Genomic DNA, 26821 nt, shown 5'->3' with positions numbered 1-26821 from the left:
GGTCGCTCCACGAGAAGCCGTCCTCCGCTCACTCCACGAACAGGCCGCGCTCCGCCGCCTTCGCGTCGAACTCCTCCAGGCGTGCCTGGGCGTCCGGCAGGCCGTCGCACATCGCTTCCAGCAGGACCCGGCCCAACAGCATGGGCGCGCACGCCGTGTCGAACGCCAGGCCGGTGCCGACCGGGGCCGGCAGCAGCAGGTCGGTGTGGTGGGCGACCGGGGCGAAGGCGCTGTCCGCGACGGTGACGACGGTCAGTCCGGCCGCGCGGGCGTACTCCAGGGCGTCGACGACCTCGCGGGGGTGACGGGGCAGCGCGAAGCACAGCAGGACACTCGCGCCGGCGCGTACGGCGTCGTCGATGCGGTCGGTGAGCATGGTGCCGCCCTCGTCGAGGAGGCGGACGTCGGGGTGGACCTTGCGGGCGAAGTAGACGAAGCCGCCGGCCTGGGCGGAGGCGGCGCGCAGACCGAGGACCGGCAGCGGCCTGGACGCGGCGAAGAGACGGCCGGCCCGCAGGACGGGGGACGGGTCGGCGAGGACCGCGGAGAGGTGGCGGAGGTTCTCGATCTCGGCCTGGACCGCCTGCTGGTACTCGTTGTAGGCGCCGGTGCCACCGGGCTTCTCGGCGGGCGCGACCTCTCGCAGATGGCGGCGCAGTGCCGGGTAGCCGTCGAAGCCGAGGGCGACGGCGAAGCGGGTGACGGAGGGCTGGCTCACGCCGGCCAGGTCGGCCAGTTCGACGCTGGAGAGGAACGGCGCGTCCGCGGCCCGGCGCACCATGCAGTGCGCGATACGGCGCTGGGTGGGCGTCAACCGGTGGCCCTCGAACAGCTTCTGGAGGCGGGCGGCCGGTCCGGTGACGGCGTCCTCGGCCGGCGCCACCGGGGCCGGTGTGTCCCCTGCGGTGTCCGGGGCCGTCACGCCGGACTCCGCCGCGCTCCCCTCGGCGGCGTCCGCGGGCGTGCCGTCGGCCCTACCGGTGTGCGCCCGCGTGCCGTCGGCCGGGCCGCCGTTGTCCCCGTCCCCGCTCATCGCCTCTTCTTCCCGGCCCGGTCGGGGGCCTTGTCGTGTGTCGACCGACTGTACGGAATTCCTGGGCCGCTCAGGTCCGGCGGACGCGTCGGGGTCCGGCCGCGCGTCGGCTCCGGGGCGGTGCACCCGGCCCGCCGTGGCCGGCCCGGACCCGTCCCGCACCGGCCCGCCGGCGCTCACAGGTCCGCCAGCCGGTCCAGCAGCCCCGCCGCCACCGCCACGTCGTCGGTCAGGGGCCGGTCCTCCATCCGCGGGTCCAGCACCTCGGTGGCGAGTGCGTAGGCGGCGGCCATCGGCAGGCCGGGCTCGGGCTCCAGCGACCGCATGCGCAACGCCCGTACGGCGGCGACGAGTTCGCAGGCCAGGACGTGACGGTAGTGGGTGCAGGCGCGCAGCGTCTGGCGGGCGCCCAGGGAGGCGAAGCTGGCCTGTTCCTCCACCCCGCGGGAGAGCACGGCGTGGCCGAGCGACGCCGGATGGGAGACCGCCCGCATCTCGCCGAGCGCCGCCCCGGCCGCGTATTCGAGGATCATCACGCCGGAGCTGGCGGGCGCGGCGTCCCCAAGGAACGGCCGCAGCCGGGTGAAGTCCGGCTCGGAGAGGGCGGCGAGGCGGGCGGTGGACAGCCGGGCGGTCTGCAGGACGGCCAGCCGGAAGGTGTCCAGGGCGAGCACGGCGTGCGCGGCGTAGAAGTTGCCGTGGTGGTAGGCGGCCTGGTCCTCGACGCTGATCAGCGGGTTCTCGGCGGCGGCGTTGAGGTCCACGGCGAGGACCTGTTCGAGGGTGTCGGCGGCGTCCAGCGCGGGGCCGTGGATCTGCGGGATGCAGCGGAAGCCGTACGGGTCCTGGATGCGCCCCAGGGGCGGCGAGGGGCGGTCGGGGACGCCGGAGAGGGTGCGCAGACGTGCGGCGGCGGCCGCGGAACCCGGGTGCGGCCGGGCCCGCATGACGGGTTCCGCGAACGGCTCGTACGAGCCGCCGACGGCGAGGAGGGAGAGCGCGGCGACGGGGAGGGACGCGGCCAGCAGACGGCGCAGTTCGTCGAGGGCGAGCGCGGACTGGCCGAGGGTGAGCGCATTGCTGCTGATCAGCGCGAGGGCGTCGTTGCTGTCGAGGGGGATGGCGGCGGGTGCGCGGCCGTCCGGCTCGCAGGTCCAGGGGTGTTCGCCGGCGAGCGCGAGACCGGTCTGCGCGAGGGCGGCGAGGTCGCCGGTGCCGACCGCGCCGAATTCGTTGACGACGGGGTGCGCACCCGCGTCCAGGGCACTCAGCAAGGCGGTGATGACGGCGGGGTGGAGGCCGGCGCCGCCCGCCAGCAGCTGGTTGGCGCGGACCACGAGCATGGCGCGGACCTCGCGGGCCGGCAGCGGGTCGCCGATGGCGCCGGCGTGGCTGCGCAGCAGGCGCAGGCCGTGTTCGGCGTCGGCGGTCGCGACGTCCTCGGTGCGGTTGGCGCCGACGCCGGTGCTGCGGCCGTAGACGCGCCCGGTGGCGGCGAGGCGGCGGGCGGTGTTCCAGGATTCCTCGGCATGGGCGAGGGCCTTCGGGTCGGGCGCGGCGGGGCGCGCGGTGCGCTCCGCGAGGGCGGCGACGTCGGCGGTGCCCAGCCCGCTGCCGTCGAGGACGACGAGCCGTGCGGCTCGCCGACCGGTGTCCAGCATGTGGGAAACCAAGGGGCTCAACTCCCTCTTATAGCGCGCTTTGTGGATGAAAATCCGACACCAAGGTCCGTACCGTGAACCGAAGTAACAGGCGATTAACACCAACCTATTGACTTCTATTCACGCGCCTAAGACTCTGCATGACGTTATACAGGCCGGGCAAGGGGCAGCGGATGATCAAGTTCGACGCAGTCAGCAAGCGATACCCGAACGGCACCACAGCCGTTGACGATCTATCGCTGGATTTCCCCGAGGGCGGCGTCACCGTCCTCGTCGGATCCTCGGGATGCGGCAAGACGACCACCCTGCGAATGATCAACCGGATGGTCGACCCGACCTCCGGCACGATCAGCGTCGGCGGCCGCGACATCCTGGAAGCGGACGCCGCAGAACTGCGCCGCGGCATCGGCTACGTCATCCAGCAGTCCGGGCTCTTCCCGCACCGCACCATCCTCGACAACATCGCCACGGTGCCGCTGCTGCTCGGCTGGGGACGGCGCAAGGCACGCGCCCGCGCCGCCGAACTGCTGGAGCTGGTGGGACTGCCCGCCGACTCCGGCAAGCGCTACCCGCACCAGCTCTCCGGCGGCCAGCAGCAGCGCGTCGGCGTCGCCCGCGCGCTCGCCGCCGACCCGCCGGTGCTGCTGATGGACGAGCCGTTCGGCGCCGTCGACCCGGTCGTCCGCACCCAACTGCAGAACGAACTGCTGCGGCTCCAGGAGGAGTTGCGCAAGACCGTCGTCTTCGTCACCCACGACATCGACGAGGCCGTCCGCCTCGGTGACCGCATCGCGGTCTTCCGCACCGGCGGCCACCTCGTCCAGTGCGCCGAGCCGGCCGAGCTGTTGGCCCGCCCCGCCGACGATTTCGTCGCCGACTTCCTGGGCGCCGAGCGCGGCCTGAAGCTGCTGTCGCTGACCACCCTCGCCGACGTCCCGTACACGCCCGGCGCCGCGGTACGCGCGGACGAGCCGGTCGCCCGGATCTCCCGCGCCGACGGCCGCTGGCGCCTGGTGACCGCCCCGGGCGGGGAACCGCTGGGCTGGCTGGACATCGACGCGCTGCCCCGTACCGGGACGGCGGGCGAGGCCGCGCTGGAGCCCGTACGCCCGCTGCGCGACGAGGACTCCCTGCTCTCGGCGCTCAACGAAGCCGTCTCCTCACCCGCCGCGGCCGTCGCCCGGGTGACCTCGGACGGCGTGCTCGCCGGGGTCACCTCACGCGAGGCCATCCACGACCGCGCCGGCCGCAGCCATGCCGAGGCGGGCAGGGCCGCGGCGACCGCCCCCACGGCCGAAGCGGACACCTCCGACAGCACCGAGGCCGCAAAGGACGCGGAGGTCACCAAGGAAACCGAGCGCACCGCGGAAAACACAGACGCCCCAGACACCACAGACACCGCCGGTGGCACGGCAGCGCTCCGCAAGGACGCGCAGGGCTCGGAGCGTCCCGCATGACCATCGAATGGGGCTGGTTCCCCGACCACGCGAGCGAGCTGGCCATCCTCACCGTGGACCACCTCGCCACCGCGGTCCCGGCCGTGCTGATCGGCCTGCTGATCGCCCTGCCACTGGCCGTCCTCGCCCACCGGGTACGCCCGCTGCGCGGCTTCGTCCTCGGCGCCTCCAACATCCTCTACACCATCCCCTCCCTCGCCTTCTTCGTGCTGCTCCTGCCGGTCACCGGGCTCACCCGCACCACCGCGATCGCCGGGCTGACCGCGTACACGCTGGTCGTGCTCGTGCGGAACACCGTCGAGGGCCTGGACGCGGTCCCGGCCAAGGCCCGCGAGGCGTCGACGGCCATGGGAACCAAGCCGCTGCGCACCCTGCTCACCGTCGAGCTGCCACTCGCCCTCCCGGTGATCATGGCCGGTGTGCGGGTCGCCACGGTGATGTCCATCTCCCTGGTGAGCGTGGCCAGTTACATCGGCTACGGCGGCCTCGGCCAGCTCTTCACCGACGGATTCCAGCGCAACTTCCCCACCCCGGTCGTCGCCGGTGTGGCCCTGACCCTGCTGCTCGCCCTGGTCGCCGACGCGCTGCTGGTGACCGTCCAGTGGCTGTGCACCCCCTGGCGGCGCGGCCCCTCCGCCGAGCGCACCTCCAAGCCGCGGAAGCGAGCGTGACCCGACGATGCTCGAACTCCTGAAGAACCTCGCCTCCTGGCTGACCAGTTCCGCCCAGTGGTCAGGGCCGGAGGGCATCGCCGCCCGCCTCCTGGAGCACCTGGAGTACTCGGTGCTGGCCACCCTCGCCGCGGCCCTGCTGGCGCTGCCGGTCGGTCTGCTCATCGGGCACACCGGCCGGGGCGCGTTCCTCGCCGTCAACCTCTCCTCCTTCGGCCGGGCGCTGCCCACCGTCGGCCTGGTCACCCTGGTCTTCCTCGCGGGCGGCCTGAGCGTCTGGCCGGTGTACGTGTCGCTGGTCGCCCTCGCCGTCCCGGTGATCATCACCAACACCTACGCGGGCATGGCCGCCGTCGACCCCGAGGTCAAGGACGCCGCCAAGGGTGTGGGACTGCGCGGCCACCAGGTGCTGTGGCAGGTCGAACTCCCGCTGGCGCTGCCGCTGATCATGACCGGTATCCGGCTCGCGACCGTGCAGGTCGTGGCCACCGCCACCATCGCCGCCTACGTCAGCTTCGGCGGGCTCGGCCGCTACGTCTTCGACGGGCTCGCGCAACGCGACCTGGTGCAGGTGCTGGGCGGCGCGGCCCTCGTGGCCGTGCTCGCCGTCATCGCCGACCTGGCCCTGGGCGGGCTGCAGCGGCTGCTGTTCCGTGGCCGCCCGGCCGCCGCCCGCTGACCGCACCGCCCGCGCCCCTCGCCGCCTCTTCCGTACGGACCCCAGGAGTCCCGATGAACCGCCGCACCCCGGTGAACCCCACGCCCCGGTCCCCCATGACCCGCCGTACCGCACTGACCGCCCTGCTCGCCGGCGCCTCCGTCCCGCTACTGGGCGCCTGTTCCTCCGGCATCACCTCCCTCAAGGGGGCGGGCGCCGGAGGGGACAGCGGCAGCAGCGACGGCGGCCTGACCATCGGCACCGCCAACTTCACCGAGAACCAGATCCTCGGCTACCTCTACGCGGGCGTGCTGAACGCCGCCGGGGTCAAGACCACCGTCAAGCCCAACCTCGGCTCCCGCGAGATCGTCGTGCCCGCCCTGCGCTCCGGCGACATCGACCTGCTCCCCGAGTACCAGGGCAGCCTGCTGCTCTACCTCGACGACAAGGCCACCGAGACCGAGGCGGGCGCGATGCAGAACGCGCTGGCCACCGTGGTGCCGGACGGTCTGGAGATCCTCCCGTACGCCGCCGCGGAGGACCGCGACAGTTTCGCCGTCACCCGCGCGACCGCCGACCGCTACGAACTGAAGTCGCTCGCGGACCTGAAGAAGGTCAACGGCAAGCTGGTGTTCGGCGCCGCCGCGGAGATGAAGAAGCGGGTCGTCGGGGTGGTCGGTCTCAAGGACCGCTACGGCGTGGAGTTCAAGGAGTTCAAGTCGCTGGACTCCTCCGGACCGCTGGCCAAGGGCGCCCTGAAGAAGGGTGACATCGACATCGCCAACGTCTTCACCACCGATGTCGACATAGCGGAGAACGGCTGGGTACTGCTCACCGATCCCCAGCACCTCATCCCCGCCCAGCACATCGTCCCGCTGATCGCCTCCCGCAAGGCCGACTCCACGGTCCGCAAGGCGCTGGCCCGCCTCGGCAACGCCCTCACCACGCGCCACCTCACCGAACTCAACCGCCAGGTGGACAAGGAGAAGCAGGACCCGGACCGGGTGGCCGAAGCCTGGCTGAAGAAGCACCACCTGAGCTGACCGCGCCGTACGTCTCCGGCCGGGCGGCATGCTGTCCACCGCATCCTTCTGCGCGCCCGGCCGGTCCGCGCCTCATCCTCCCGGCGTCCTCGCCGGTCTCCTCCCGATGACTTTGCCCGCCCCGGACGGTCTTCCCTTACAGGCGCCGCCCTCCCCGCGGCACGCACGCCACGACTGGAGGCCGACCGTGCCCACCCCGTACGAGCCACCGGAGCCCGGCACGGGAGACGTACGGCCGCCGGCCGGCCCGCACCCGGTCCTTCGGCCCGCGGGCCCGTCGATCGCGGCGGCGGAGATCCCCGCCCTCTGCCGCCGGCTGCGCGCGCTCCTGCGCGAGCACCCGCCCACCACGGTGCTGTGTGACGTCCGGGCCCTGATCGCCCCCGACGCCCCGACCATCGAGGCACTGCTCCGGCTGCAGCTGACCGCCCGCCGGCACGGGCGCCACATGCGGCTGCGGCACGTCCCCGAGGCACTCCGCCTCCTGCTGGCCCTGACCGGCCTCGCCGAGGTGCTGCCCGCCGACCCGGCTGCCCCGGCCGACCCGACCGACCGCTGAGTGGGCCCGGGGTCAGCCCGCGTACCGCAGCGGCAGGCCGAACAGGGGGAACAGCCGCTCGGTGTCGAGGAAGGAGTGCAGCCCGGTGATCCGCCCGCCGGACATCTCGATGACCTGGATCGCCCAGGGCGTGCCGTCCGCGCGGTACTGCCCGAACGCCGGCCGGCCGTTCGCCGCGAGGGGCACCAGATGGGACCCCCGGCAGCCGTGGCCCGGCCCGAGCATCCACTTCACGACGTCCTCACGGCCGTGCAGCCACAGCTCGTACGGCGGCATCGACAGCGTCGAGTCCTCGTGCAGCACGGCGGTGAGAGCCTCCATGTCGAAGCGCTCGAAGGCGTCGACATACCGCTTGAGCAGCTCCTGCTCCGCCTCGCCCAACGGCTCCGCCGGCTCGTCGGCCGTGTCCGCGGAGGCGGCGAGGGTGGCACGGGCCCGCTGGAGGGCGCTGTTGACCGAGGCGACGGAACTGCCGAGCAGCTCGGCGACCTCGCTCGCCGACCAGCTGAGCACCTCGCGCAGGATCAGTACCGCCCGCTGGCGGGGCGCCAGCCGCTGCAGCGCCGAGACGAACGCGAGCCGGATCGACTCCCGGGCGACGGCCGCCTCTGCCGGGTCCTCGGCGCCCGACAGCACCCGGCCGTCCGGCACCGGGCCGATCCAGGTGGTCTCGGGGAGTCCCGTCCCGACGGGCGTGTCCACGCTCGACGGGGAGGCCAGGTCCATCGGCCGGGCCCGCCGGTTGCTGCCCTTGAGCAGGTCCAGGCACACGTTCGTGGCGATCCGGTACAGCCAGGACCGCAGCGAGGACCGCCCCTCGAATCTGTCGTAGCTGCGCCAGGCCCGCACCACGGTCTCCTGCACGGCGTCCTCGGCCTCGAAGGCGGAGCCGAGCATGCGGTAGCAGTAGCCGGTCAGCTCCGTACGGTGCGTTTCGAGCCGGTCCGCCAGATCTGCTGCCGACGGCTCGGACCGCACGTCCGCCTCGACCGTGACTTCGCCCGTTGCTGACCGCTTCATCGAGGACCGCCCCTCACCCGTCGGCCGACCGCCCGGCACGCGTGGCTCGACGCTACCGGAGCGCCCGGCACCAGTCTCCTCCTTCCGCGGGAGGTTCGCAGGGAGAGCCGCAAGGGCACCGCCGCCGCGGGGCGTGCGCATGACCGACCCGCCACAGCGACCCACCGATTCCGTACGCCGCCCGCGCGAACCGCACCGCGCGCCGTCAGCGGCGGGGTACGGGGAGCCGGCTCAGCCCTGCCGTCCCACCCCCGGCACCCGGACCGCCGACCCCCGCTCGGAGAGGCGGGGTGCGCACAGGATGCGCTTGCGGCGGACGCGGCGGCCCTCGATGGCGGCGACGGCCAGCCGGGCTGCCTCCTTGGCGATGTCGGCCAGCCCCCAGTCGAGGGTGGTCAGCGGCGGGGTGAGGACACGGGAGACCGGGTGGTCGTCGAAGCCGACGACGGAGATGTCCCGGCCGACGGCCAGGGACGCCTCGGCAGCCGCCGCGTAGACGCCGTAGGCGATGGAGTCGGAGAAGCAGAAGACGGCCGTGGGGGCGGCGCCCCCGGCGTGTCCCGCGCCGGTCAGGACCCGTCGGGCGACCGCCGTGGCCTCTCCCAACTCCTGTGCGCAGGGCAGCACTTCGACACCGATGCCGAGACGGTCGGCGGCCTCGCGCACATAGACGTCGGCGGGGCGGTCGGGGGTGGAGGGACCGGTCGGGGTCAGGACCGTGACACGGCGGTGGCCCAGGCCGCGGAGGTAGTCCAGGACGGCGTCGATCCCGGCGCGGTTGTCGAAGAGCACCTCGCCCGCCGTCCTGGCCCGGCTCAGCGCGTCACCGATGGACACCACGGGCACGGCGTCGGCGATCTGCGCCCAGCCCTCCGCCGAGGGATCGACCGGTGACACCAGCAGGCCGTCCACACGCTGGTCGCGCAGCTGCTTGGCGAGGGCCAGTTCGCGCGCCGGGTCACCGCCCGCGTCCAGGATCAGCGCATAGCGGTCGCCGGCCAGCAGTTCGCGCCCTATCGCGGCCATCAGCTGCTGCTGCCAGAGATCCTGCAGATCGCCCGAGAGGACGCCGACCATGCTCGTCCGGCCGCTGGCGAGGGCGCGGGCGATCGGGTCGGCTTCGTAGCCGAGTTCGGCGGCGGCCTTGCGCACCCGCTCCTCGGTCTCCTTGGAGACGTGCTTGCCGCGCAGTGCGTAGGAGACGGCCGCGGTGGAGAGTCCGGTGGCCTCGGCCACCTCGCGGAGGGTGGTGCGCTTATTGGGCCTGGCCATGACCGGAAGCCTACCCAAGGCGGCGGGCCCGGCCGCGCCGCGATCCGCCGCGGCCTTGACAGCCCTTCATGTTAACCGCTTCACTTAAACGCATCAGTGAAGCGGTTAACAAGCCGACGCGCGACCCGCGGTACAGCCGAGCCGCCGCCCCTCGCACCCGCGACCTGCGGCGCCCGCCCGGCACGACGGACACGCCCCGCCCTCACGAGCCGACGCACACCGCGCCCCGCGCCCCGCGCGATCGCCAACCACCGACCACCGACCCCCGCACGATCACCGACCACCGCCCACCCCTCCCCCGAGGAAGGCCCCGTGCCCACCGACGTTCACCAGCACCTCTGGCCGCCCGAGTTCCTCGCGCTGCTGCGCGCCCGCAGCACGCCGCCCCTGCTCGACGGCTGGACCCTGCACCTGCCCGGTGAACCGCCGTACGCCGTGGACCCCGCCGACCACGACATCGCGGCCCGCGCCCGCCTGGCCCACGCCGACGGCCTCGACCTCGCCCTGGTGTCGCTCTCCAGCCCGCTCGGCATCGAATATCTGCCGCCGCGGGAGGCCGCCCCGCTCCTCGCCGCCTTCCACGACGGCGCGCTGGACCTGCCCGCCCCGTTCGGCGTCTGGGCCACCCCGTGCCTGTCCGCCGCCGAGCCGGACACCTGGAGCCTTCGGCGCGAGCTGGAACGCGGCTGCGTGGGGCTGCAGTTGCCGGCCACCGCCCTGCTCGACGCGGCCGGGTGGGCGCGCTGCGCGCCGCTGCTCGATGTCGCCGCCGCCCTGGACAAGCCCCTGTTCGTCCACCCCGGCGCGGCCCCGCCCGCCGAGGACACCGCCCCCGCCTGGTGGCCCGCGCTGGTGCCCTACGTCCAGCAGCTGCACGCCTCCTGGTTCGCCTTCCGCGCCTTCGGTCGGCCGCGCCACCCGGGCCTGCGGGTCTGCTTCGCCGCGCTCGCGGGCCTGGCGCCGCTGCACGGCGAGCGGCTGGTCGCACGCGGCGGCGGGCGGGACCGCGGCCGGGTCGACCAGGGCGCGTTCTACGAGACCTCTTCCTACGGGACCCGCGCGGTCGACGCGCTCGTCCGGGCCGTCGGCATCGATGTCGTCGTCACCGGAAGCGACCGGCCCTACGCCCGGCCCGTCCTGCCCGACCTCGGCGCGGACGCCGCCGTCCACGCCCTGCGCACCGCCAACCCGGCCCGACTGCTGGGCCCGACGAAAGGAGTCCGTCCATGACGTACCGCACCTCCCAGGCCGGCACCGCCCGCGAGGTCGACGTCGTCGCCGAGAACCCCGCAACGCCCGACGCCGAGGAGCCGTTCCGCGCGCTGCCCGAGCGCGACCTCGACAAGCGCGAGCTGCGGACCCTGGTCGACGCACTCGCCGCCCGCCCGGACCTGTGGCGCGAGCAGGTCGCGTTCTCCGACACCGAGCGCCACTTCGCGTCCCTGCACCGCGACGAGTACGTCGACGTCTGGCTGCTGTGCTGGACCCGGCAGAACGACACCGGCTGGCACGACCACGACCTCTCCTCCGGGGCGGTCCGGGTCGTCCAGGGCGTGCTGACCGAGTCCAACCCGCGGATCGGCGGCGAGCACCTGGCCACCGCCGTCGGCGCGGGCTCCTCGTTCTGCTTCGGCCCGGACCACATCCACCGCCTCACCGGTGCCACCGACGACGCGGTCTCGGTGCACGCCTACTCGCCGCCGCTGTGGCGCCTGGGGCAGTACGACATCACCGAGGACGGGCTGATGCGCCGGGTCTCGGTCTCGTACGCGGACGAGCTGCGGCCGATGGACACCCCCGCGGCCTGACCCCCGACTCCTCCCCCCGGGAGCACCGGTTACCAGTATTTAACCCCCACCTATTGACCTTCCATTCATCCAAAGCGATTCTGCATGGACTCATACAGGCAGCCCGTGCGCATGCCTGTCACGAACCTCATGCACCGGCGGCGGAAGAGGCGGCACCTATGGCAGGCGTGGTGGAACAGCGCTCGATCGACGTCGTTCCGGACGACGAACGGCACGGCAGCGCCTTCAGCCAGTTCACCCTCTGGCTCGGCGCCAACCTCCAGATCACCGCCGTCATCACCGGCGCCCTGGCCGTCGTCTTCGGGGCGAACGCCTTCTGGTCGGTGATCGGGCTGCTCCTGGGCAACCTCCTGGGCGGTGCGGTGATGGCCCTGCACTCCGCGCAGGGCCCCCGCCTGGGGCTGCCGCAGATGATCACCTCGCGGGCGCAGTTCGGGGTGCGCGGCGCGGTGGTACCGCTCGCCCTGGTCATCGTGATGTACATCGGGTTCTTCGCCAGTGGCAGCGTCCTGGCCGGCCAGGCGGTCGGGGAGCTGACTCACCTCGGTGAGACGCCCGGCATCATCCTCTTCGCGGCAGTCACCGCCTTCGCGGCGGCCGTCGGCTACCGCCTCATCCACACCCTCGGCAAGATCGCCGGTCTGGTCTGCGCGGTCACCTTCGTCTACCTCGGCATCCGCCTGACGCAGCGCGCCGACCTCGCCGATCTCCTGCACGACCGCGAATTCGGGCTGCCGGTCTTCCTGCTCGCCGTCTCGCTGTCGGCGTCCTGGCAGCTGGCCTTCGGCCCGTACGTCGCCGACTACTCGCGCTACCTGCCCCGCCACACCTCGGCACGCGCCACCTTCTGGTGGACGCTGTCGGGCTCGGTGCTCGGCTCGCAGTGGTCGATGACGTTCGGTGCGCTGGCAGCCGCCGCGGCGCCCGCCGCGTTCGTGGGGCACGAGGTCAGCTACATCGTCGGCCTGGGCGGCGTCGGGCTGATCGCTTCGCTCCTCTACTTCGTGATCGCTCTCGGCAAGCTCACCATCAACATCCTCAACACCTACGGCGGCTTCATGTCGCTGGTCACCAGCGTCAGCGGCTTCCGCGGTCAGCGCACGCTCTCCGCCCGCGGGCGGTCCGCGTACATCGCGGGAATCATGGTGGCCGGCACCGCCGTCGCCCTTCTCGGCAAGGACTCCTTCCTCACCTCGTTCAAGGACTTCCTGCTGTTCCTGCTGACCTTCTTCACCCCGTGGTCGGCGGTCAACCTGGTCGACTACTACCTGATCTCCAAGGAGCGGTACGACATCCCCGCGCTCAGCGACCCCACCGGCCGCTACGGCGCCTGGAACGTGCGGGCACTGACCGTCTACGCCGTCGGTGTGCTCACCCAGCTCCCCTTCCTCACCACGCACTTCTACACCGGACCGCTGGTCGCCCCCCTCGGCGGCGCCGACATCTCCTGGCTGGTCGGACTCGCCGTACCCGCCGCCCTGTACTGGGTCGTCGCCCACCGCGACACCGCCCGCATCCCGGCCTCCCCCACCCGCGAGGAGCAGCAGACCCCGGCCGGCTAGCAACGGATCGGCCCCGGGGCAGATCCGCGAGGAGAGGCCCCCGGGGGCATGACGGGTGCTCAACCACGGGCCGGGGAACGGAAGTCGAGGGCGCGCGGGAGGAGAGGTGTTGCGGGGACCGCCGCACCCCGGCCTGAGCCGGGGGCGGGACGACGGCGGTCCCCGCAAGGGACGCGACCCGGGTCAGGGCCGGTCGTCGCATCCTGGCGAGCGTGGAAGTCCGGGAGCCGCTCCGGAAGCCCTTGTCGCCGTGGTCACCAATGTGCCGGACCAGTGTTAAGTCCGTGCTGCGAGCGCGTGACGCATACGTACACCTTGCGGCGACCGCCCGTTCCCTCCCGGCCACTTGAAGCCGTGACGGACTACGGGCGGCGCCGCCGCAAGGGGCGACGGCGCACTCCGCCCGCTAGTGGGCCACCCCGCGTGCCAGGTAGGCCAGCAGGTCCTGTCGGCTGACCACGCCGGTCGGCTTGCCGTCGACCAGCACGATCGCCGCGTCGGCCCCCTCCAGAACCGCCATCAGGTCGGCGACCGGCTCGCCCGAACCGACCTGCGGCAGCGGCGGGCACATGTGCTTCTCCAGCGGGTCGCTGAGCGACGCGCGCTTGGTGAAGAGCGCGTCGAGCAGCTCACGTTCAACGACCGAGCCGACGACCTCGGCGGCCATCACATCGGGGTGCCCGGCGCCCGGCTTGACGATCGGCATCTGCGAGACGCCGTACTCGCGCAGTACGTCGATCGCCTCCCCGACGGTCTCCTCCGGGTGCATGTGCACCAGCGAGGGCAGGGCGCCCTCCTTGTGCTTGAGCACCTCGCCGACGCGCGCCGCGGTGCCGCTCTCCTCCAGGAAGCCGTAGTCCGCCATCCACTCGTCGTTGAAGATCTTCGAGAGATAGCCGCGACCGCTGTCCGGCAGCAGCACGACCACGACATCGTCCGGCCCGAGCCGCGCGGCGACCTCCAGGCCCGCCACCACGGCCATCCCGCAGGAGCCGCCGACCAGCAGGCCCTCCTCCTTGGCGAGCCGCCGCGTCATCTGGAAGGCGTCCTTGTCCGAGACCGCGACGATCTCGTCCGCGACCGTACGGTCGTAGGCGGACGGCCAGAAATCCTCTCCGACACCCTCGATGAGGTACGGGCGCCCGGAGCCGCCGCTGTAGACGGAGCCCTCCGGGTCGGCGCCGATGACCTGCACCCGGCCCTCACTCGCGTCCTTGAGGTACCGGCCGGTCCCGCTGATCGTGCCGCCCGTGCCGACACCGGTCACGAAGTGGGTGATCCGCCCCTCCGTCTGCTCCCACAGCTCCGGCCCGGTCGTCTCGTAGTGCGAGCGCGGATTGTTGGGATTGCTGTACTGGTCGGGCTTCCAGGCACCGGGTGTCTCGCGCACCAGCCGGTCCGAGACGTTGTAGTAGGAGTCCGGGTGCTCGGGGTCGACGGCCGTCGGGCAGACGACCACCTCCGCACCGTAGGCCCGCAACACATTGATCTTGTCCGTGGACACCTTGTCAGGGCAGACGAAGATGCACTTGTAACCCTTTTGCTGGGCGACGATCGCGAGTCCTACGCCGGTGTTCCCGGACGTCGGCTCGACAATGGTGCCGCCGGGCTGCAACTCACCCGACTGCTCGGCGGCCTCGATCATCCGCACCGCGATGCGGTCCTTGACCGAACCGCCCGGGTTGAAGTACTCGACCTTCACCAGGACGGTGGCCTGGATTCCTCGAGTCACGTTGTTGAGCCGCACGAGCGGGGTGTTGCCGACTAGCTCAATCATCGATTCGTAAAACTGCACGGTGGTCTCCGCGGTCGGGGGCACGCTGTCCTGCGCCCGTTCGGCCAGCCTATTGCCCGTCCGCATCGGAGGCCCGGTGCGTTGCGATCTGTGCGCAACGGGGCAACAACCTGTTGTACGAGTTCTTGCCGTTTTCGTGGCGCGCCCGGCTTTCGACGGTCGAGGCGCGCACGCACTGCACGGGGAGGTGCCCGGCCTATGCCGATGACGATGTCCAGGGCGAGGGTGGCCCGGCGGATCGCTACCGCCGCCGCGGTCGGCGGCGGCGGGGTGGGTCTGCTCGGCGTCGCGACCGTCGGGGTGCTGCTGACCGAGGTCCGCCTCGCGCGGCGCACGGTCGGCGGCTCCAGCGACATTCCTCCCTGCGCCGACGGCCGCTACGGCGCCGCCTTCGGCCACCGCTCCGACCGGCCGCCGCTGCGGCTCGGCTTCCTCGGCGACTCCACCGCCGCGGGCCAGGGCGTCAGCCGGCCCCGCCAGACCCCGGGCGCGCTGCTGGCCTCGGGCCTCGCCGCGGTCGCCGAACTTCCCGTCGACTTCCGCAATGTCGCCCTGCCCGGCGCCCGGTCCGACGACCTGGAGCGCCAGGTCGATCTGATCCTGGCCGATGAGAGCGCCAGGCCCGACGTCTGCGTCATCATGATCGGCGCCAACGATGTCACCCACCGGATGCCGTTCGCGGAGTCGGTGCGCCTGCTGTCGGCCGCGGTGCGCCGGCTGAACGAAGCGGGCTGCGAGGTCGTCGTCGGCACCTGCCCGGACATGGGCACGATCGAGCCGGTCTACCAGCCGCTGCGCTGGGTGGCCCGCCGCCTCTCCCGCCAGCTCGCGGCCGCGCAGACCATCGGCGTGGTCGAGAGCGGCGGCCGTACGGTCTCGCTCGGGGATCTGCTCGGCCCGGAGTTCGAGGCGCGTCCCCGCGAGCTGTTCGGCCCCGACAACTACCACCCGTCGGCGGAGGGCTACGCCACCGCCGCGATGGCGGTGCTGCCGACGATGTGCGCCGCGCTCGGCCTCTGGCCCGAGGAGGAGCGGCCGGAGCCCGCCCGCCGCGAGGGCATCCTGCCGGTCGAGCAGGCCGCCGCCCAGGCCGCTTCCGAGGGCGGTACGGAGGTCACGGCCTCCCGCGCCCCGTGGGCGCTGCTCAAGCACCGCAGGCGTCGTCAGCTGCCGGACCCGGAGTCGCCCGACCGTCCGCCGGTGACGCACTGAGCGAGCCGGTGCGGGGTGAGGGGAGGGTGCGGGCAGGTCGCCGGCCCTCCCCTCCTCGCATAAGCGCCCGCTTAGAAAAGAGGCCCGCATCACAGCGCGCGACCCGTGACCTGAGCACTACGTACAGGTAACTTCCCTCACAGTCCTGCCCGTCGTCATCCGTCGTCCCGACTGTTCCGCCCCCACGAGGCACCCCCGGCAGACGCGGGGATCCTCGCAGCGCCACAACTTCCCACTGGAGCCGTGATGCCCGAAGCCGTGATCGTCTCAGCCGCCCGCTCCCCGATCGGCCGCGCCTTCAAGGGCTCGCTGAAGGATCTTCGCCCCGACGATCTGACCGCGAAGATCATCGAGGCGGCCCTCGCCAAGGTCCCCGAGCTGGACCCGACCACCATCGACGACCTGATGCTGGGCTGTGGCCTCCCGGGCGGCGAGCAGGGCCACAACCTCGGCCGCATCGTGGCCGTCCAGATGGGGATGGACCACCTCCCCGGCTGCACCGTCACCCGTTACTGTTCCTCCTCGCTGCAGACAACCCGGATGGCGCTGCACGCCATCAAGGCCGGCGAGGGCGACGTCTTCATCTCCGCGGGCGTCGAGACCGTCTCACGGTCCGTCAAGGGCAACTCCGACAGCCTGCCGGACACCCACAACCCCCTCTTCGCCGACGCCGAGGCCCGCACCGCGGCCCGCGCCGGGCAGGAGGGCGCGGACTGGCACGACCCGCGCGAGGACGGCCTGATCCCCGACGCGTACATCTCGATGGGGCAGACCGCCGAGAACCTGGCCCGCCTCAAGGGCGTCACGCGTCAGGACATGGACGAGTTCGGCGTGCGGTCGCAGAACCTCGCCGAGAAGGCGATCAAGGACGGCTTCTGGGAGCGGGAGATCACCCCGGTCACGCTGCCCGACGGCACGGTCGTCTCGCAGGACGACGGCCCGCGCGGCGGCGTCACGCTGGAGGGCGTCTCCGGCCTCAAGCCGGTCTTCCGCCCCGACGGTCTGGTGACCGCCGCCAACTGCTGCCCGCTCAACGACGGTGCCGCGGCACTGGTCATCATGTCCGACACCAAGGCGCGCGAGCTGGGCCTGACCCCGCTGGCCCGGATCGTCTCGACCGGCGTCTCCGGCCTCTCCCCCGAGATCATGGGCTACGGCCCGGTGGAGGCGTCCAAGCAGGCGCTGTCCCGCGCCGGCCTGTCGGTGTCCGACATCGACCTGGTCGAGATCAACGAGGCGTTCGCCGCCCAGGTGATCCCCTCCTACCGCGACCTGGGCATCGACCTGGACCGCGTGAACGTCAACGGCGGCGCCATCGCGGTCGGCCACCCCTTCGGCATGACGGGCGCCCGCATCACCACGACCCTCATCAACTCCCTCCAGTGGCACGACAAGCAGTTCGGCCTGGAGACGATGTGCGTGGGCGGCGGCCAGGGCATGGCGATGGTCATCGAGCGGCTGAGCTGAGCTGTAGCGGAGGGTAGGGGTCGGGCGCGAGGAACGAGTGCCCGGCACCTGCCCGCAGCGGAGGCGAAGCTCAGCGCGACCATCGACCGGTGCTCAGCGCGATCATCGACCTCCGTCCCGATCCGGTCGCCGTGAGCGACTGAAGTGAGCCATTTATCCGGTTCGGGTGGTGGGGCGGGGCGGTTTGGCGGCGGGTTCGCCGGGGCTGCGAAAGGGTGCGTGCGGAGGGCGTAGGGGGAGGAACTCCCCAACTCGCCCTCGGCGCGCACCCTTCGGCATGGAGCGGACACGTACAGCGACGTCGAGTGACCTGCGTCACCCGGTAACAAGATCGCGACCCAATCGCCCTCAGGATTGTGACCAACGCCCCGACGGAAATTCGTTCCTGCAGGTCAGCATGGGGCCACCCGAACGTACGAGGGCCTTAGCCCCGTCCATTTCGGGACATAGTGCACTGGGAACGGTCGCCGACCACCGGCAGGCTGATGTAGGAAGTCGGGGGACATTCTGCTATCGGGAGTACGCCAATGAGCGAGCGCATCACGGGGGTCCCTCTGGCCAATGGCGGCCAGGGGAAGTCCATGAACAGGTGCGCGCCCCGCGCATACGGGGCCGCCGAGCGAAGTGGAGAGGACGCATGAGCGTCACCACCCTCGTCATGCCGACGGCAGCCGCCGTCGCCGTCGTCCTGGGCGCCGCAGCCCTGCACACGGCGCGCGGCCTGCGCCGCCAGATCGCCGAACTGCACGCCGAGCTCATCGCCGCCCGCACAGACGCCGCGGCAGGCAGCGACGCGGAGGCCCTGGCCACCGCGTCCATCCCGGCCGCACGTGCCACCCCCGCCGCCGAGACCCCGCTGGCCGACATACGTGCCGCGGTCGCGGACGCGCTGGCCGAGGAGCGGGAGCGCGAGCTGGCCGAGGCCCGTGCGTTCTGGGCCGCTCAGGAGGCCAGGGACGCCGCGGACGCCCCGTCCATGCTGGGCGGGCAGGCCGGTCTCGGCGAGGAGGGCACGGATGCCCGCGCGGACCACCGCGAGCTGCCCGAACGACTTGAGCTGGACCGGCTCGACAACCAGCCGTTCCTGCCGCGTCAGGCGGACCTGGCCGGCCTGGAGCCGCTGCTGGGCCCGGACGCCCTGGAGCCGATGAGCGCCCTGGAGTCCGTGGAGGCGCTGGAAGCACTGGACGTGGAGTTCGAGCCCGTCGAGGAGACCGAGTCCGCCGAGCTGGCCGCCGCACGCCGGCGCCACCCCTCGCACCCGGACTTCTCCCCGGCGCCCGTCATCGGTGACCACGAGCGCACCGTCGCGCGCCTGGAGGAGCTGGCCGACCAGGCCACGCCGCTCGCGGACGTGCGCCCCGGGCCGCTGGGCACCCTGGACGTCTACGTCTTCACCGACGGCACCACGCTCTGCCTGACCCCCGGCCACCGCGAGACCGCGGAGAGCATCGCCGGTGCGCTGCGCGAGGGCCAGGCCCCGGTGCTGCTTGGCGGCTCCGGCATCTCGGGCGCGTACGCCCTGACCTTCGCGTGGGGCGAGGACGACCAGGAGAGCGTCTACATCCTGGCCGACCGCGTCATCGCCTCGCTCTGACCGGACGAGCCGACGGCGGGCCGCCACGGTCCGCCGCACCCACACCCGCGTCCCCCCGGCAGCTCCCCCAGCAGTGTCCCTAACAGCGTCCCGCTGTCTCACCGACCAGTCGCACGGCCTCCGCCAGCTCCTCGGCGGGGGCCTTTTCCACGCCCTGGGCCGCCGCCTCGTCCGCGGGCCCGGCCGCCGCCGCCCGCAGCGCCTCGGCCAGATCGTGGCCGGCAACCGCGAGTTGGTCGCCGGCCGCGAACATCCCGGCGTCCGGCAGCTCGTGGGGCTCCCGCCCCGGGCACTCGATCCGCTGGGCGCGCCGGGCCAACTCCCTGGCGAGGGCCAGCCCTTCGGCGGCCGCACCGCGGGCAAGGGCGCTCTGTGGCAGCGACCTGAGCCGGTCGGCGAGGGCATCCACGGCAGTCTGCAAAGGCATCACGTCAAGCACGCAGTGAGCCTATGTGCCCCTCCTGGGTGGTTGCCAACGCCCGAACGCTCAGGCACGGTGGGCTGAAGAACCAGCATCGACCGCGTCCGGAGGCGCCGATGTCCCAGCTCTTCTCCGAAGAGACCCACCGGAACATGCTCTCCCGCATCCCATCCTGCACCGGCCGGGAAATCTCCGACTGGCTTCGCACCGTTGACGAAGGCCCATCTCTCTTCCGCTTCGACGAAAAGGTCAGCTGGCTCCGTGGCGAGCACAACCTCGCCTACGGTCATGCCAAGGCGATCGTCCACGAATACGACCTCAGGCGTGCCGCCCGCAAGCGTTGATACGCCCTGAGCGGGGCGGCCACCCCGACACAGAAGGGCCCGCGGGCAGTTGCCCGCGGGCCCTTCTGTCTGTGCGTATGTCTGTCCTGCGCCTGCTGCCGAGCGCGCCGGGCGGGCCGGCGCGCCCGTCGTCAGTCGCCGCGCAGGATGGAGATCAGGCGCAGCATCTCCATGTAGATCCACACCAGCGTCAGCGTCAGACCGAACGCCGCCAGCCAGGACTCCTCACGCGGAGCGCCGTAGGCGACGCCGTCCTCGACCTGCTTGAAGTCCAGCGCCAGGAACAGGGCGCCGAGCACCACGCCCACGACGCCGAAGAGGATGCCCAGGCCGCCGCTGCGGAAGCCGAGGCCGGTCCCCCCGCCGAACACCATGAACATCAGGTTGACCATCGACAGCAGCACGAAGCCGATGGTCGCGATCATCACGAAGCGGGTGAAGCGGGCGTTGACCCTGATGATCCGCGTCTTGTACGCGATCAGCATGGCGACGAACACCGCCATCGTGCCCAGCACCGCCTGCATCGGGGCGCCGCTGAGCTTCGGAATGGCGTTGATGTAGCCGCTGAGCGCGCCGAGGAAGAGGCCCTCCAGCGCCGCGTACGTCAGGATCAGCGCGGGCGACGGCTTGCGCTTGAAGGACTGGACGAGCGCCAGCACCATCGCGACGAGACCGGCGCCGAGCGCGAAGCCGAGGTTTTCGGTCAGGAAGAGCCAGCCGACGGTCGCACCCGCGATCACCGTGCCGAGCGTCATGCCGGTGCGCGTGACGACGTCGTCCATCGTCATGGGGCGCGTCTGCGGCGTGTACTGCGGCGGTGCCTGGGTGACGTCCTGCTGGGGGCCACTGGGGTCGGTCGCGGTTTGCGCGTAGGGATTGCCGCCCTGCGCGTACGGGTTCGCTCCGGCGTACGGATTCGCTGCGGGGCCCCCGGCCTGCGGCGGCGCGTTGAAGCCCGCGTAGCCGGTGTCGCGGCTGAATCCCCGACGCGAGAAGACCGGGTTGCTGCTCCTCATCTCACTCCTCCATGGCCGCCCTGCGCGGCCTTGACGCAAGCGTAATGGCTTGGCAAAGACGCGTCCCTAGTTCTTGAGCAGGATCTTCTCCGGAACTTCGGGCGACGCGTCCACTACATGGAGTACGCGCGAGAGCCCCCGAAGGTGCCCGAAGGCCCGCACGCGGGGCGGGCGCCGTCCGTACTCCAGGGACCGCCCACGCCACCGGCACCCGGAAGGTCGTGGGCGAGGCGCCTCCGGGACGGCTCCTACCCGGGGGCCGGGGACCCACGCCGCCCGTCCCGACCAGCAGGAACGGCCGCCCGGCGGTTCGTTTGGGGAAACACCGCCAATTTCCCTATGGCGGATCCATGAATACCTGCCGGCAAGAGGCGCTCGCCCCCCTCGGAGCGAATGGAGAAAACCGCGGACGCACCCGCAGCGGAACGGAGATCAGACCCGCATCAGAGTCGTATCGGAGCCCGCATCGACATCCGCATCAGAACCCCTATACGGATCGGGAGCGTGCGTGCCCCTTCCGCGTGCCGACCGGTTCGCCGTCGTTTCGCAGGCAACCGTTTCGCGGCGGCACCCGTCTTCCCTGGTAGCCGGAACCTGTCCGGCGGGCGGATCTGCGGCGATACCGGAAAGTCCGCCGTCAGGCCGGTGGCGGCTCCCGGCCCGGCTCACCCCACCGGTGACCTTCGGTAGTCGTGCAGGTGCGAGCGGTCCGCAGGTCAAGGGTGCAGATGGGTCTATTCTGGCGGGAAACAGTAGCGATAAGAGGGTTGAGGTGCCTGTGCCTGACGTCTCAGTAGTCGTGATCGTCTACAACGACGCCGACCGGTTGCCGACCGCTGTCCAGTCCGTACTGGATCAAACGCTCCGGGACGTCGAGGTGGTGATCGTCGACGATTGCAGCACCGATCGCTCCTTCGAAGTGGCGCAGCATCTCGCCGCCGTTCACAAGGGACGGGTAAGAGCCTTTCAGCTGCCGGAGAACAGCGGTGCCGGGGGCGAGCCCCGCAATGTGGGAATTCAGCACACCACGGGTAAGTACGTCATGTTCCTGGACAGTGACGACGTCCTGGAAATCAATGCGTGCCGCAATATGCTGGAGGCCGCCGAAGAAAGCGGATCGGATATTGTCTCCGGTCTGTGCGTCCGGCTGCACAAGGACACCCGGAATCAGAAGCGCGACGAATGGTATTCCTGGCTGTACGCCACCACGCGCACGCTGGAGTCCGTGGAGGAACTACCGGACCTCTTCGTTTGGGACACTCTGTCCACGAACAAGTGCTATCGCCGGGATTTCCTCATCGAGAACAATCTCCGGTTCCCCAAGGGGATGTTCTACGAAGACCTGATGTTCATCGCCGACGCGTACCTCGCGGCGAACCGGATCACCCTGATCCCCAACCAGGTCTACTTCTGGCACGTGTACGAGCGGGCAGCCGTGAAGTCGGTGACCAACCGCCGGCACGAGATGACCAACTACGCCCACCGGCTGGAGGTCCACCGGCGCATCGACGCCTTGCTGGCGGAGCGCGGGCTGGGCGAGCTGAAGCTCGCCAAGGACGTCAAATTCCTCAAGCACGACCTCGTGCTGCACTTGCGTGATCTGCCGTTCCGGGACGCGTCCTACCGCCGCGAGTTCGCCGAACTCTCCCGGGAATACCTGGCGAGTATCGCGCCGGAGGCATTCGAGCGCGTCCAGCCGATCCAGGCCATCTGTGCGTACTTGCTGCAACAGGGTGACTGGGACAATCTCATTCCCGCGGTCGACACCCTCATCAACCGCGACAAGGTCTCCTCGCCACTCACCGAGCGGGACGGCCGCATCTACTGGTGCGGCGGTCATTTCGACGACTCGTTCGGCCGAGGTGTGCTGGACGTCACCGACCTCGGCTACCACGAGAAGCCGGTCAACAAGCTGTTCCTGCGCAACCAGCTGACCCGGTTCGCCGAGGACGGCGGCGCGGTGTCGCTGGCGGGCTCGATCACCAATCCGCTCGGCGTCATCCCGGCCGGCGCGCGACTGACCGGCGAGCTGGAGTTCAGCGCCCGCCGCCGCAGCCTGCAGTCCTTCCACTTCCCCCTGCACGTGCTGCACCACGAGGGCGACGCCGTCCACTGGGAGGCCGCCGCGGACCTCACCGCGCGGCTGCGTCCGCTGGGCATCGTCGACACCATCTGGGACGTGCGGCTGCGCCTGGAGGTCGACGGGGTGCCCACCACGACCCGGCTGACCGTCGCCGACACCGCGCTGTCCGGGGGCCCGCTGCCCGTCCGGCCGCGGCTGACGCGCCTGGTCGCCGACCACATCGAGCCTCAGGTCTCCGCCAAGGGGCACCTCGCGTTCCGGCTGCTGAGCGAGAACCGCAACGGCGAGCGTGTCCAGGAGCTGATCGCCCGCGGGGTGCGCGGCAAGCCGGGGACGCTGGCGAAGACGGGCTTCCGCAAGGCGCGGGCACTGCGCAAGAACCTCGTCTCGGGGGACAACAAACTCCGCGCCTATCACGAGGTGTTCAGCCGACTGCCCATCAAGAAGCGCACGGTCGTCTTCGAGAGCCACCTGGGCAAGCAGTACAGCGACAGCCCGCGCGCCCTCTACGAGGAAATGCGTCGGCAGGGCCTGGAATTCGAGGCGATCTGGTCGTACACCGGCTCACCGCAGGACTTCCCCAAGGACGCCACCTTGGTGCGGCGGTGGTCGCTGCCGTATTTGAAGGCGCTCGCACAGGCCGAGTTCTGGGTGGACAACCAGAGCTATCCGCTCAAGCTCACCAAGCGCCCGGAAACCACCTACATCCAGACGTGGCACGGCTCGGCCCTCAAGAACATGGGCTTCGACCAGCCGGCCCTGAAGGCCACGACCCGCCAGCAGCAGGCGGAACAGCAGCGTTCCCTGGACCGTTTCGACCGGTTCCTGATCCGCTCAGAGCACGATGTGCACACCCTGGCCAGAGCCTTCCGGCTCCAGGAGAAGACCCTGCTGCGGGTCGGCTACCCCCGCAACGACGCCCTCGTCAGGGCCCGCGAGCGGGAAGCCGAACTGGGCCGCCGTGAACGCGGCGATCTGGCCGCGGAGTTGGGGATTCCCGAGGACAAGACGGTGCTGCTGTACGCGCCGACCTTCCGCCGCGCGGGCGGCCGGCACGGCCGTTTCGAGCTGCCTTTCGACGTGGAGCGTTTCGCCGATCAATTCGGCGACCGCTATGTCCTCCTCGTACGGTCGCACTACCTCAATCACGTGGTGCTGCCGCCGACGGTGCAGGGCCGCGTCATCGACGTATCGGCGCGCCACGACATCACGCCGGTACTGGAAGTGGCCGACGGCCTGATCACCGACTATTCCTCGGTGATGTTCGACTACGCGCTGCTCGACCGGCCGTTGGTGTTCTTCACGTACGACTACGACGAGTACGTGCACGAGGGCCGGGGCACCTACTTCGATCTGCTGGAACACGCGCCGGGCCCGGTGGTCCGTACCGAGGAGGACTTCTACGAGACCATGAAGTCCTTCGAGACGCAGTCCCTGGAATACGCGGCGGCCCGCAGGGAATTCGTCGCCAAGTTCGGAGAGTACGACCGGGGCAACGCCGCACAGAGCATCGTCGACCAGTTCTTCGCGCAGTGGAGCCGTTGATGACCAAGCCGATCGCAGCACCGCCGCGGGACATCATCTTCGTCTCCAACAGCGTCAACGAACTGGGCGGCATCACCAGTTGGTCGCACCAGATGGCGCGCCTGTTCAGCGAGCGCGGCCACCGCGTACACGTCGTCGGCGTGGTGCCGCCGCCGGAGGGCCGGGTCCACGAGCTGGCCGACGACCTCCCCTACCGGACCACCACGCTCTACGACGAGCACCCGCCGAGCGTGCGGCCCGCGCGCGGCATCAAGGGCAAGCTCAACCTCGTCGAGCAGCGCCGCCGCGCCGCCCGGGAGGCCGGGATGCGCGAACAGGCCGCCAAGCTCACCGCGCTGTTCCGGACGGCCCGGCGGGGCGGCGTGGTGATCGTCACCCAGGTGTGGGCGATGGAGTGGGTGGCGCTCGCCGACACCGCCGGGCTCCAGGTGATCGGTATGACCCACGAGTCGTTCGCGACGTGCCGCAAGTCCTCCCGCTTCCAGCGGGTGAAGCGGTTCTACGCGGACACCGACCGGCTGCTGGCCCTCACCCGCGAGGACGCCGACCACTGGATCCGGCAGCGGCTCGACAACGTCGGCTTCATGCCCAATCCGCTGCCGTTCTTCCCCGAGGCTCCCTCCGACCGCTCCCAGCGGTGCGTGGTGAGCATCGGCCGGCTGCACGAGGAGAAGGGCGTGGACCTCCTCCTGGAGGCCTGGGCGAAGGTCGCGTCGAAGCATCCGGACTGGACGCTGCGCCTGTACGGCTCCGGCGAGGAGGAGGAGGCGCTGCGCAAGCAGGCCGCGGAGCTGGGCGTCGCCGCCTCCGTCGAGTGGATGGGGCGCACCGCCGACGTCCCAGGGGTGCTGCGGGAGAGCGCGGTGTTCGCGCTCAGCTCGCGCGGCGAGGGATTCCCGCTGGCCCCCATGGAGGCGATGGCCACCGCCGTTCCCTGCGTGGCCTTCGACGTGGCGCCCGGCGTCCACGAGATCATTTCGGACGGCGAGGACGGCCTCCTCGCCCCGCCGGGCAATATCACCGAATTCGCCCGCCATCTCGACACCTTGATGTCCGACAAGGCGCTACGGGACCGCATGGGCGAAGCGGCCCGCGAGAACATCCAGCGGTTCTCCACCGAGGAGATCGTGACCCGCTGGGAAGCGCTGTTCGCACTCCTGGAGCACTGACACACCAGCGGGACAAAGCGAGAGGGGCCGCCGGTCTTGACCGGCGGCCCCTCTTTCGTTGAAAATTCAGATATATCAGCCGCTCCATGAGCTGGTCGCCGGCAGTGCCCGGAGCCGGACTTGAACCGGCACGGCCCGAAGGCCAGCGAGGTTTAAGCTCGCCGTGTCTGCATTCCACCATCCGGGCGTGGGATCCCCCATGCCACCTCAAAGAGGGCAGCACGAGCGTAGCCCGCAGCGCACCGCAGAGATCGGCCGCTCATCCCGAGGTTGTCTTATTTTATTGGCAACTGAGGGTGCATCAGTGACCGGTACAAGCCTTCGGCACATGCCTGAAGCCTCGCTTCGGGGTTGCGCGGTGCGGCGAAATTCGTGCCCGAATTGACGGAAAGTCGCCGTCTGCCGGGCTCCGGAGTCACCCCCGCGCCGTCGAACATCTGACGGTCCGGCATCAGGGTCCGTCTCCTCCCCAGGGATGACCGGGCGCGTACGGGGTACGCCCCAGGGCTGGCGCAGGACGGGCACCAGGGTTGACGTTCGCGCCCCCTTTCCTCACTCACGATGGAAGGGAACCTCGCGCGGCACCGCGGACCCCGCCGCCGCGCACCCGACGTCGTCCCGACAGGAGCTCGTTTCCGTGACCACCACTCACTCCGGCGTCCCCACCGCCTCCCGCGCCACCGCGGTGGCCGCCCGCGCCACGGATCTCACCAAGGTCTACGGACAGGGTGAGACCCAGGTGGTCGCCCTGGACGCCGTCTCCGTCGACTTCCGGCAGGCCCAGTTCACCGCGATCATGGGCCCTTCCGGCTCCGGCAAGTCGACGCTGATGCACTGCATGGCGGGACTGGACGGGATATCCGGCGGCTCGGCCAGGATCGGCGACATCGAGCTGACCGGACTGAAGGACAAGAAGCTCACCCAGCTGCGCCGCGACAAGATCGGCTTCATCTTCCAGGCGTTCAACCTCCTGCCCACACTGAACGCGCTGGAGAACATCACGCTGCCCATGGACATCGCCGGCCGTAAGCCGGACCGCGCCTGGCTCGACCGGGTCGTGGAGACCGTAGGTCTGTCGGGCCGCCTCAAGCACCGCCCCAGCCAGCTCTCCGGCGGCCAGCAGCAGCGCGTCGCGGTCGCCCGGGCGCTCGCCTCCCGGCCCGAGATCATCTTCGCCGACGAGCCCACCGGCAACCTCGACTCCCGCTCCGGCGCCGAGGTCCTGGGCTTTCTGCGCAACTCCGTGCGCGAGCTGGGCCAGACCGTGGTGATGGTGACGCACGACCCGGTCGCGGCGGCCTACGCGGACCGCGTGGTCTTCCTCGCCGACGGCCGCATCGTCGACGACATGCCGGACCCGACCGCGGACATGGTGCTGGAGCGCATGAAGGGCTTCGACGCCAAGAGGCGTACGAGCTGACCAGCGGC

At 71.2% G+C, this 26821-nt stretch carries 22 protein-coding genes and 1 tRNA gene; 15 read left to right on the top strand and 8 right to left on the bottom strand.

What is annotated here, in order from left to right:
- Nucleotides 1-28: 28 nt before the first annotated feature.
- Both ACH4FH_RS02895 and ACH4FH_RS02890 read right to left on the bottom strand, forming a co-directional pair.
- Nucleotides 29-1033 (bottom strand): MurR/RpiR family transcriptional regulator, encoded by a 1005-nt coding sequence (locus tag ACH4FH_RS02895; RefSeq protein ID WP_398553925.1) that lies wholly within the window; start codon nt 1031-1033, stop codon nt 29-31.
- Between the two features lie 176 nt (nt 1034-1209).
- Complete coding sequence (locus tag ACH4FH_RS02890; protein ID WP_398553924.1) at nt 1210-2694, bottom strand: aromatic amino acid ammonia-lyase; 1485 nt, start codon at nt 2692-2694, stop codon at nt 1210-1212.
- A gap of 173 nt (nt 2695-2867) precedes the next feature.
- On the opposite strand from ACH4FH_RS02890, the gene ACH4FH_RS02885 reads away from it, so the two are divergent.
- The 5 genes from ACH4FH_RS02885 to ACH4FH_RS02865 all read left to right on the top strand — a co-directional run bounded on the left by ACH4FH_RS02885 (nt 2868) and on the right by ACH4FH_RS02865 (nt 7082).
- On the top strand, nt 2868-4151 hold the full coding sequence (locus ACH4FH_RS02885) for an ABC transporter ATP-binding protein (protein ID WP_398553923.1): 1284 nt from the start codon (nt 2868-2870) through the stop codon (nt 4149-4151).
- Nucleotides 4148-4822, top strand: coding sequence for an ABC transporter permease (locus tag ACH4FH_RS02880; RefSeq protein ID WP_398553922.1), 675 nt, complete (start codon nt 4148-4150; stop codon nt 4820-4822). The genes ACH4FH_RS02885 and ACH4FH_RS02880 overlap by 4 nt, the downstream gene beginning before the upstream one ends.
- A gap of 7 nt (nt 4823-4829) precedes the next feature.
- On the top strand, nt 4830-5501 hold the full coding sequence (locus ACH4FH_RS02875) for an ABC transporter permease (protein ID WP_398553921.1): 672 nt from the start codon (nt 4830-4832) through the stop codon (nt 5499-5501).
- Between the two features lie 95 nt (nt 5502-5596).
- On the top strand, nt 5597-6523 hold the full coding sequence (locus tag ACH4FH_RS02870; RefSeq protein WP_398553983.1) for an ABC transporter substrate-binding protein: 927 nt from the start codon (nt 5597-5599) through the stop codon (nt 6521-6523).
- A gap of 187 nt (nt 6524-6710) precedes the next feature.
- On the top strand, nt 6711-7082 hold the full coding sequence (locus tag ACH4FH_RS02865; protein ID WP_398553920.1) for an STAS domain-containing protein: 372 nt from the start codon (nt 6711-6713) through the stop codon (nt 7080-7082).
- Between the two features lie 12 nt (nt 7083-7094).
- On the opposite strand, the gene ACH4FH_RS02860 is transcribed toward ACH4FH_RS02865, so the two are convergent.
- Complete coding sequence (locus ACH4FH_RS02860) at nt 7095-8102, bottom strand: sigma-70 family RNA polymerase sigma factor (protein ID WP_398553919.1); 1008 nt, start codon at nt 8100-8102, stop codon at nt 7095-7097.
- Between the two features lie 231 nt (nt 8103-8333).
- Nucleotides 8334-9374 carry a LacI family DNA-binding transcriptional regulator gene (locus ACH4FH_RS02855; protein WP_398553918.1) on the bottom strand — a complete coding sequence of 347 codons (1041 nt, stop codon included), beginning with the start codon at nt 9372-9374 and terminating at the stop codon, nt 8334-8336.
- A 312-nt stretch (nt 9375-9686) separates the two neighbouring features.
- Here ACH4FH_RS02855 and ACH4FH_RS02850 point away from each other — a divergent pair, with 312 nt between their 5' ends.
- The 3 genes from ACH4FH_RS02850 (at nt 9687) to ACH4FH_RS02840 (ending at nt 12744) form a co-directional block, all read left to right on the top strand.
- Nucleotides 9687-10604 carry an amidohydrolase gene (locus ACH4FH_RS02850; protein ID WP_398553917.1) on the top strand — a complete coding sequence of 306 codons (918 nt, stop codon included), beginning with the start codon at nt 9687-9689 and terminating at the stop codon, nt 10602-10604.
- The gene (locus ACH4FH_RS02845; RefSeq protein WP_398553916.1) at nt 10601-11182 is read left to right on the top strand and encodes a cysteine dioxygenase; all 582 of its coding nucleotides are present in this window, start codon (nt 10601-10603) and stop codon (nt 11180-11182) included. The genes ACH4FH_RS02850 and ACH4FH_RS02845 overlap by 4 nt, the downstream gene beginning before the upstream one ends.
- A 158-nt stretch (nt 11183-11340) precedes the next feature.
- Complete coding sequence (locus ACH4FH_RS02840) at nt 11341-12744, top strand: purine-cytosine permease family protein (RefSeq protein ID WP_398553915.1); 1404 nt, start codon at nt 11341-11343, stop codon at nt 12742-12744.
- A gap of 406 nt (nt 12745-13150) precedes the next feature.
- Here the strand turns inward: ACH4FH_RS02840 and ACH4FH_RS02835 are convergent, their stop codons facing one another.
- Entirely contained in the window at nt 13151-14539 is a 1389-nt protein-coding gene (locus tag ACH4FH_RS02835) for a cystathionine beta-synthase (protein ID WP_398553914.1), read from the bottom strand.
- Between the two features lie 198 nt (nt 14540-14737).
- Here ACH4FH_RS02835 and ACH4FH_RS02830 point away from each other — a divergent pair, with 198 nt between their 5' ends.
- The 3 genes from ACH4FH_RS02830 (at nt 14738) to ACH4FH_RS02820 (ending at nt 18815) form a co-directional block, all read left to right on the top strand.
- Complete coding sequence (locus ACH4FH_RS02830; protein ID WP_398553913.1) at nt 14738-15751, top strand: SGNH/GDSL hydrolase family protein; 1014 nt, start codon at nt 14738-14740, stop codon at nt 15749-15751.
- 246 nt (nt 15752-15997) lie between these two features.
- Complete coding sequence (locus ACH4FH_RS02825) at nt 15998-17218, top strand: acetyl-CoA C-acetyltransferase (protein WP_398553912.1); 1221 nt, start codon at nt 15998-16000, stop codon at nt 17216-17218.
- A gap of 637 nt (nt 17219-17855) precedes the next feature.
- Nucleotides 17856-18815 (top strand): hypothetical protein, encoded by a 960-nt coding sequence (locus ACH4FH_RS02820; protein WP_398553911.1) that lies wholly within the window; start codon nt 17856-17858, stop codon nt 18813-18815.
- 79 nt (nt 18816-18894) lie between these two features.
- Here the strand turns inward: ACH4FH_RS02820 and ACH4FH_RS02815 are convergent, their stop codons facing one another.
- A complete protein-coding gene (locus ACH4FH_RS02815; protein WP_398553910.1) occupies nt 18895-19254 on the bottom strand; it encodes a hypothetical protein in 360 nt (119 codons plus the stop codon).
- A gap of 98 nt (nt 19255-19352) precedes the next feature.
- Here ACH4FH_RS02815 and ACH4FH_RS02810 point away from each other — a divergent pair, with 98 nt between their 5' ends.
- Entirely contained in the window at nt 19353-19580 is a 228-nt protein-coding gene (locus ACH4FH_RS02810; RefSeq protein ID WP_398553909.1) for a DUF4287 domain-containing protein, read from the top strand.
- A 131-nt stretch (nt 19581-19711) separates the two neighbouring features.
- Here the strand turns inward: ACH4FH_RS02810 and ACH4FH_RS02805 are convergent, their stop codons facing one another.
- Nucleotides 19712-20596, bottom strand: a complete 885-nt coding sequence (locus tag ACH4FH_RS02805) for a Bax inhibitor-1/YccA family protein (protein ID WP_398553908.1) — start codon at nt 20594-20596, stop codon at nt 19712-19714.
- A 778-nt stretch (nt 20597-21374) separates the two neighbouring features.
- Between ACH4FH_RS02805 and ACH4FH_RS02800 the strand changes: the two genes are divergently transcribed.
- Both ACH4FH_RS02800 and ACH4FH_RS02795 read left to right on the top strand, forming a co-directional pair.
- The gene (locus ACH4FH_RS02800) at nt 21375-24224 is read left to right on the top strand and encodes a CDP-glycerol glycerophosphotransferase family protein (RefSeq protein ID WP_398553907.1); all 2850 of its coding nucleotides are present in this window, start codon (nt 21375-21377) and stop codon (nt 24222-24224) included.
- A complete protein-coding gene (locus ACH4FH_RS02795) occupies nt 24224-25393 on the top strand; it encodes a glycosyltransferase (RefSeq protein ID WP_398553906.1) in 1170 nt (389 codons plus the stop codon). The genes ACH4FH_RS02800 and ACH4FH_RS02795 overlap by 1 nt, the downstream gene beginning before the upstream one ends.
- A gap of 105 nt (nt 25394-25498) precedes the next feature.
- Here the strand turns inward: ACH4FH_RS02795 and ACH4FH_RS02790 are convergent.
- Nucleotides 25499-25580, bottom strand: a tRNA-Leu gene (locus tag ACH4FH_RS02790).
- 450 nt (nt 25581-26030) lie between these two features.
- Between ACH4FH_RS02790 and ACH4FH_RS02785 the strand changes: the two genes are divergently transcribed.
- A complete protein-coding gene (locus ACH4FH_RS02785; RefSeq protein ID WP_398553905.1) occupies nt 26031-26813 on the top strand; it encodes an ABC transporter ATP-binding protein in 783 nt (260 codons plus the stop codon).
- The last annotated feature ends 8 nt before the right edge of the window (nt 26814-26821 follow it).

Origin of the sequence: Streptomyces sp. NPDC017993 (genome assembly GCF_044328065.1) — a bacterium.
In the GTDB taxonomy this organism is placed as follows: domain Bacteria; phylum Actinomycetota; class Actinomycetes; order Streptomycetales; family Streptomycetaceae; genus Streptomyces.
Note: the sequence above shows the minus strand (reverse complement) of the source record. Positions and strands in the feature narration are given on the sequence as shown.

Bases quoted from the DNA above. Each gene is read 5' to 3' on its own strand.
- ACH4FH_RS02820 (WP_398553911.1), top strand. From the start codon at position 17,856: ATGAGCGTCACCACCCTCGTCATGCCGACGGCAGCCGCCGTCGCCGTC.
- ACH4FH_RS02895 (WP_398553925.1), bottom strand. From the start codon at position 1,033: ATGAGCGGGGACGGGGACAACGGCGGCCCGGCCGACGGCACGCGGGCG.
- ACH4FH_RS02880 (WP_398553922.1), top strand. From the start codon at position 4,148: ATGACCATCGAATGGGGCTGGTTCCCCGACCACGCGAGCGAGCTGGCC.
- ACH4FH_RS02890 (WP_398553924.1), bottom strand. From the start codon at position 2,694: ATGCTGGACACCGGTCGGCGAGCCGCACGGCTCGTCGTCCTCGACGGC.
- ACH4FH_RS02810 (WP_398553909.1), top strand. From the start codon at position 19,353: ATGTCCCAGCTCTTCTCCGAAGAGACCCACCGGAACATGCTCTCCCGC.
- ACH4FH_RS02860 (WP_398553919.1), bottom strand. From the start codon at position 8,102: ATGAAGCGGTCAGCAACGGGCGAAGTCACGGTCGAGGCGGACGTGCGG.
- ACH4FH_RS02840 (WP_398553915.1), top strand. From the start codon at position 11,341: ATGGCAGGCGTGGTGGAACAGCGCTCGATCGACGTCGTTCCGGACGAC.
- ACH4FH_RS02830 (WP_398553913.1), top strand. From the start codon at position 14,738: ATGCCGATGACGATGTCCAGGGCGAGGGTGGCCCGGCGGATCGCTACC.
- ACH4FH_RS02825 (WP_398553912.1), top strand. From the start codon at position 15,998: ATGCCCGAAGCCGTGATCGTCTCAGCCGCCCGCTCCCCGATCGGCCGC.
- ACH4FH_RS02795 (WP_398553906.1), top strand. From the start codon at position 24,224: ATGACCAAGCCGATCGCAGCACCGCCGCGGGACATCATCTTCGTCTCC.
- ACH4FH_RS02845 (WP_398553916.1), top strand. From the start codon at position 10,601: ATGACGTACCGCACCTCCCAGGCCGGCACCGCCCGCGAGGTCGACGTC.
- ACH4FH_RS02875 (WP_398553921.1), top strand. From the start codon at position 4,830: ATGCTCGAACTCCTGAAGAACCTCGCCTCCTGGCTGACCAGTTCCGCC.
- ACH4FH_RS02870 (WP_398553983.1), top strand. From the start codon at position 5,597: ATGACCCGCCGTACCGCACTGACCGCCCTGCTCGCCGGCGCCTCCGTC.
- ACH4FH_RS02855 (WP_398553918.1), bottom strand. From the start codon at position 9,374: ATGGCCAGGCCCAATAAGCGCACCACCCTCCGCGAGGTGGCCGAGGCC.
- ACH4FH_RS02805 (WP_398553908.1), bottom strand. From the start codon at position 20,596: ATGAGGAGCAGCAACCCGGTCTTCTCGCGTCGGGGATTCAGCCGCGAC.
- ACH4FH_RS02885 (WP_398553923.1), top strand. From the start codon at position 2,868: ATGATCAAGTTCGACGCAGTCAGCAAGCGATACCCGAACGGCACCACA.